General features: G+C 61.6%; 4 protein-coding genes. All 4 read left to right on the forward strand.

The features are described from left to right. The first annotated feature begins 156 nt into the window (after positions 1 to 156). Positions 157 to 2,118, forward strand: coding sequence for a CocE/NonD family hydrolase (locus tag V7M64_RS22075; protein WP_333682297.1), 1,962 nt, complete (start codon positions 157 to 159; stop codon positions 2,116 to 2,118). Positions 2,119 to 2,356: 238 nt separating this feature from the next. Further along, on the forward strand, positions 2,357 to 2,830 hold the full coding sequence (locus tag V7M64_RS22080; RefSeq protein WP_333682299.1) for a GNAT family N-acetyltransferase: 474 nt from the start codon (positions 2,357 to 2,359) through the stop codon (positions 2,828 to 2,830). Between the two features lie 174 nt (positions 2,831 to 3,004). Beyond that, positions 3,005 to 4,612, forward strand: a complete 1,608-nt coding sequence (locus V7M64_RS22085; protein WP_333682301.1) for a flavin monoamine oxidase family protein — start codon at positions 3,005 to 3,007, stop codon at positions 4,610 to 4,612. Next, on the forward strand, positions 4,609 to 5,055 hold the full coding sequence (locus V7M64_RS22090) for a cytochrome c (protein ID WP_333682303.1): 447 nt from the start codon (positions 4,609 to 4,611) through the stop codon (positions 5,053 to 5,055). Before V7M64_RS22085 ends, V7M64_RS22090 begins: the two co-directional genes overlap by 4 nt. Positions 5,056 to 5,173 lie beyond the last annotated feature (118 nt).

Consider the following 5,173-nt stretch of genomic DNA (forward strand, 5'->3'; position numbering starts at 1 on the left):
TGAATCGTCTTCAGTCGGGGCTCTTCGCATGATCGAATTTCCCCGGACAGCAGTGGGCGAAAGCCCGAACGACGACGAGGCAAAATTCGGCATTGCCACATGCCATGCCTCTTCATAAACGCTAGGCTACCCCAGCTCATCCCAAGGGGAGTCACCATGAAGATCGCTGTACGCGGGACCAAACCCGCCTTGCTCGCCCTGCTGCTCAGCCTGAGCGGCGCTGCAATGGCCATGGACGACACGCCGAAGCCGCAATACCCCAATTACCCCAGCGAAACGCCGGCGCAATTCAAGCCGGCCACTGAAAGCTTCGATTACGTCGAGCGCGACGTGAAAATCCCGATGCGCGATGGCGTGAAGCTCAACACGGTGATCCTGATTCCGAAGAACGCGCATCACGCCGGCATCGTGCTGACACGCACGCCCTACGACGCGAAGGAACTCACCCATCACGTGATGAGCGGCCATCTCGGCCCGATGTTGGAAGGCTACGACAACGCCACCGACGTGATCGTGGAAGACGGCTATATCCGCGTGATCCAGGACATCCGCGGCAAATACGGTTCCGAAGGCGATTACGTGATGAACCGGCCCATACACGGCCCGCTCAATCCTACGCCGGTCGACGATGCTACCGATACCTACGACACCATCGACTGGCTGGTAAAGAACATTCCGGAGTCGAACGGCAAGGTCGGCACCATCGGCATTTCCTACGACGGCTTCGAGCCGCTGATGTCGCTGGTCAATCCGCATCCCGCGCTGAAAGTGGCGGTGCCGATGAACCCGATGGTGGACGGCTGGATGGGCGACGACTGGTTCCATCATGGCGCCTTTCGCCAGCAGAACATGTCTTACATCTACGAGCAGTCGGCCAGCCGCGACAACAGCTACAAATGGTGGACCGACTATCACGACGAATACGACTTGTTCATGCACTACGTCTCTGCCGGCAACATGGGCAAGCAATACGGCATGGAGCAGTTGGGTTTCTGGAACAAAGTGACGGCGCACCCAGCCTACGACGCGTTCTGGAGCGAGCAGGCGGTCGACAAAGTACTCCGCGCACAACCGCTGAAAGTGCCGACGATGCTGGTGCATAGCCTGTGGGACCAGGAAGACATCTACGGCGCGCTCGCCGTATATCGCGCCATCAAGCCGAAGGACAAGAACGGCGACATGGTGAAGCTGGTGATGGGTCCGTGGCATCACGGCCAGGAGATCGACGAAGCCAGTTCGCTCGGCGCGATCCATTTCGGCAGCGACACCGCCAAGTATTTCCGCGAGCACATCCTGCGTCCGTATCTGGCGCAGTACTTGAAGGATGACGCACCCAAGGCGGACATCGCGCCGGTCACGGCCTATCAAACCGGCAGCAACCAATGGCAGCGCCTCAACCAGTGGCCACTGGCGTGCGAAGAAGGTTGCAGCACGAAGAGCCGCCTGCTGTACCTGGAAGCGGATAACAAGCTTGGTTTCACGGCGCCAGGCAACGGCAGCGCCTACGACGAATACATCTCCGATCCGGCCCATCCCGTGCCCTTCCGTGCCCGCCCGATCCAGCCGATCGGTTACGACAACGGCCTCACCTGGTCGCAATGGCTGGTGGATGACCAGCGTGAAGCCTCCGGCCGCCCGGACGTACTCACCTACGTCTCCGACGTGCTCACCCGGCCGCTGACCATCGCCGGCGCGCCGATGGTGCACCTGGTGGCCTCCACCAGCGGCACGGATAGCGACTGGGTGGTGAAGCTGATCGACGTGTACCCCGACCAGGTCGCCGAGCAGCCGGAGATGGGCGGCTATCAGCTGGCGGTGTCGATGGACATCTTCCGCGGCCGTTATCGTGAGGGCTACGACAACCCCAAGCCGCTCGCCGCCAACCAGCCGCTGGCCTACCGCTTCGACCTGCCGGCCGCGAACCATGTGTTCCTGCCGGGCCACCGCGTGATGGTGCAGGTGCAATCGAGCTGGTTCCCGCTGTACGACCGCAATCCGCAAACCTTCGTGCCGAATATCTTTTTCGCCCAGCCGGCGGATTACCAGAAGGCCACGCAGCGGGTCTATCACGCGGGCGAACAGGCCAGTTACATCGCGCTGCCGGTGATTGGCGGCTGAGCGTTCTGTAGCCCCTCTCCCATCGGGAGAGGGGTTGGGGTGAGGGTGGCACGCCGCGAGATAGCTGAAGCTTGCGGGGAAAAACAAACATCACGCTCCGCCCGTGGCCTCACCCCCAAGCCCCTCTCCCGGTGGGAGAGGGGCTTGGGGCACGTGCTGTCGACTCACCAGGGCCTTCCACCCACAACCCCGTTGGGTGTAGAACCGACCCTACCCGTTCTTATCGACCGGCCGACGCATGAGCGACAGCACTTTTCTTATCCGTCTGGCCGAGGATGACGACGACTTCATCCTCGGCCTGGTTCCACGCTTCGTGGACTTCAACCTGCCTGCCTGGCGCAAGCGGCACGAATGCATCGAAGGCATTCGCAAGGACCTCAGCCGTCATCTGGACGAGCAGCCTTCCCACAGCTATGTGTTCGTCGCCGAAAACGACGATGGCGCCCGTGTGGGCTTCATCCACCTGCAGAAAACCCAGGATTACTTCACCGGCCGCTACAACTGCCACATCTCCGACCTGGCCGTCTCGCCGCGCCACGAAGGCCAGGGCGTGGGCAAGGCCTTGATCGAACATGCGGAGGAATGGGCACGCGAGCATCAATGCCAGCTGATCACTCTGGCCGTGTTCCCCGGCAACGAGCGGGCGCGGGCGCTGTATGAGGCGGCGGGGTACAACCTGGATCTGCTGCGGATGGCGAAACCGGTGCATTGACTACCTTGTTCCCTCTCCCTCTGGGGTGAGGGGCGGATCTCGCCAAAAATGCTGGGTTACGCTGCGCTAACCCAACCTAAAGATGCACCATCCAGCGATGTATGCATGCCTTATGTCACTGTCCCCACCGCCATGAATGCGCTGTGCTGACAGTTCGATGACAAGGGGCAAGCGATGCAAAGGGACGACTCCCAGCTTTCGGTGACGCGGCGCGATCTGCTGCGCCTGATCGGGCTCAGCGCGGGCGGGGCGGCGATGTATGCGGTGATGGACCGGCTCGGCCTGGCCGCCGAATCGCCGTACAAGGGCACACCCGTGCTGCAAGGCGCGCCGCGCGGTACGTCGGTACTGGTGCTCGGCGCAGGCCTGGCCGGCATGGTCGCGGCGTATGAGTTGCGCCAGGCCGGCTACGACGTGCAGGTGCTGGAATACAACGCACGCCCCGGCGGCCGGAACTGGACGCTGCGCGGCGGCGACACGTACACCGAACTGGGCGGCTTCACCCAGCACTGCCAGTTCGAGCGCGGCCTGTACATCAACCCCGGTCCATGGCGCATCCCTTATCACCATCGCGGCCTGCTCGATTACTGCAAGAAACTCAACGTTCCACTCGAGCCGTTCGTGCAGGTCAACTATAACGCCTATCTGCACAGCGCCAAGGCGTTCGGTGGCAAACCGCAACGCTATCGCGCCATCAACGCGGACTACCGTGGACATATCGCGGAGTTGCTGGCCAAGGTCACGCAGCAAGGCCAGCTCGATGCGCAGGTCACCAAGGATGACCAGGCCCTGCTGCTCGATTCGCTGCGCCGGTGGGGGGCACTGAACGAGAACTACGCGTACGCCGCGGGTCCGCATGTCAGCAATCGACGTGGCTACGACAGGGAGCCAGGTGGCGGTTTGTCGGCAAAACCGCTGGATTCGCAGCCGTTGCGGCTCCATGACGTACTCGGTTCACGCCTGTGGTCGGGCCTTACCGGTGGCGAAAACTACGAATTCCAGGAGACGCTGTTCCAACCGGTCGGCGGTATGGGCCGCATCGGCGAAGCATTCGGCAAGCAATTGGATGGCGTGATTCGCTACCACGCCAAGGTCACCGCCATTCACCAGGACGAGCATGGCGTCACCGTCAGCTACGACGATGCGCGGCGAGCGGGTCGCACACAGACCGCACGCGCAGACTGGTGCATTTGCACGATTCCGCTATCCATCCTCAGCCAGATTCCCATGAACGTAAGCGCGCCGATGGCCGCGGCAATCGGTGCCGTGCCGTATGCCGCTTCCGTAAAGGTCGGCCTGCAATTCAAGCGTCGCTTCTGGGAGGAGGATGAAGACATCTACGGCGGCATCACCATGACCGATCTGCCCATCAATACCATCAGCTACCCGAGCAGCGACTTCAATCGCAAGGGTAAAGGTGTGTTGTTGGGTGCTTATCTCTATGGCCTGGACGCGTATCAGTTCACTGCGATGCCGCCTGACGAGCGTGTGCGCAGAACCGTGGAATACGGCAGCCAGATCCATGCGCAGTACCAGCAGGAATTCGAAAACGGTGTTGCCGTGGCATGGCATCGCGCGCCTTTCACGTTGGGTTGCTTCGCGACGTGGACCGATGAATTGCGCGCGAAGCATTACGACAATCTTTGCCAGGTCGACGGACGCATCGTGTTGGCAGGCGAACATGCTTCCTATCTGCCGGCGTGGCAGGAAGGCGCGGTGACTTCTGCGTTGGACGTGATCACCAGGCTTCATCAGCGCGTGGTGGCGGGAGGTGCGGCATGAAGCGATCGTTCTTCATCGCCATGCTTCTGCTCGCCGGCAGCTTCGCCTCGGCGCAGGCCTCGGATGATGCGCTCTACACCAACGACACCCTCAAAACGGCCAACGGCGAAGCGATCTTCCATGCCATCTGCCAAGGCTGCCATATGCCGGATGCCAAAGGCGCGACAGGTGCTGGCACGTATCCGGCGCTGGCGAACAACCCAAAGCTGGCATCGCCCCAATACATGGCGGCCGTGATCCTGTTTGGCCGGCACGACATGCCTTCGTTCGTAGAACGGCCTTCGGCGCACGGAAATTTCTTCAAGGACACCATGCTTACCGACGAGCAGGTTGCCGAGGTGATCAATTACGTACGCACGCATTTTGGCAATCACTACACCAACAGCCTCAACGCGGCGGACGTGGCTGCGATGCATCCGCAAGCCGCGGCGAAGCAACTGTAGGCCGAGATGGCCATCCCTGCTTTCCGGTGAGTGGCGGATGCTGGGATTGCATCCCAACCCATGTATGGCCGTCATTCCCGCGAAAGCGCACTGCTGTCCGGGGAAAATAATTCGGCCC

It is taken from the genome of Dyella sp., from assembly GCF_036746095.1.
Classification (GTDB): domain Bacteria; phylum Pseudomonadota; class Gammaproteobacteria; order Xanthomonadales; family Rhodanobacteraceae; genus Dyella_B.

Excerpts from the sequence above, each read along its gene's own strand:
- V7M64_RS22075 (WP_333682297.1), top strand. The coding sequence starts at position 157 with ATGAAGATCGCTGTACGCGGGACCAAACCCGCCTTGCTCGCCCTGCTG.
- V7M64_RS22080 (WP_333682299.1), top strand. The coding sequence starts at position 2,357 with ATGAGCGACAGCACTTTTCTTATCCGTCTGGCCGAGGATGACGACGAC.
- V7M64_RS22085 (WP_333682301.1), top strand. The coding sequence starts at position 3,005 with ATGCAAAGGGACGACTCCCAGCTTTCGGTGACGCGGCGCGATCTGCTG.
- V7M64_RS22090 (WP_333682303.1), top strand. The coding sequence starts at position 4,609 with ATGAAGCGATCGTTCTTCATCGCCATGCTTCTGCTCGCCGGCAGCTTC.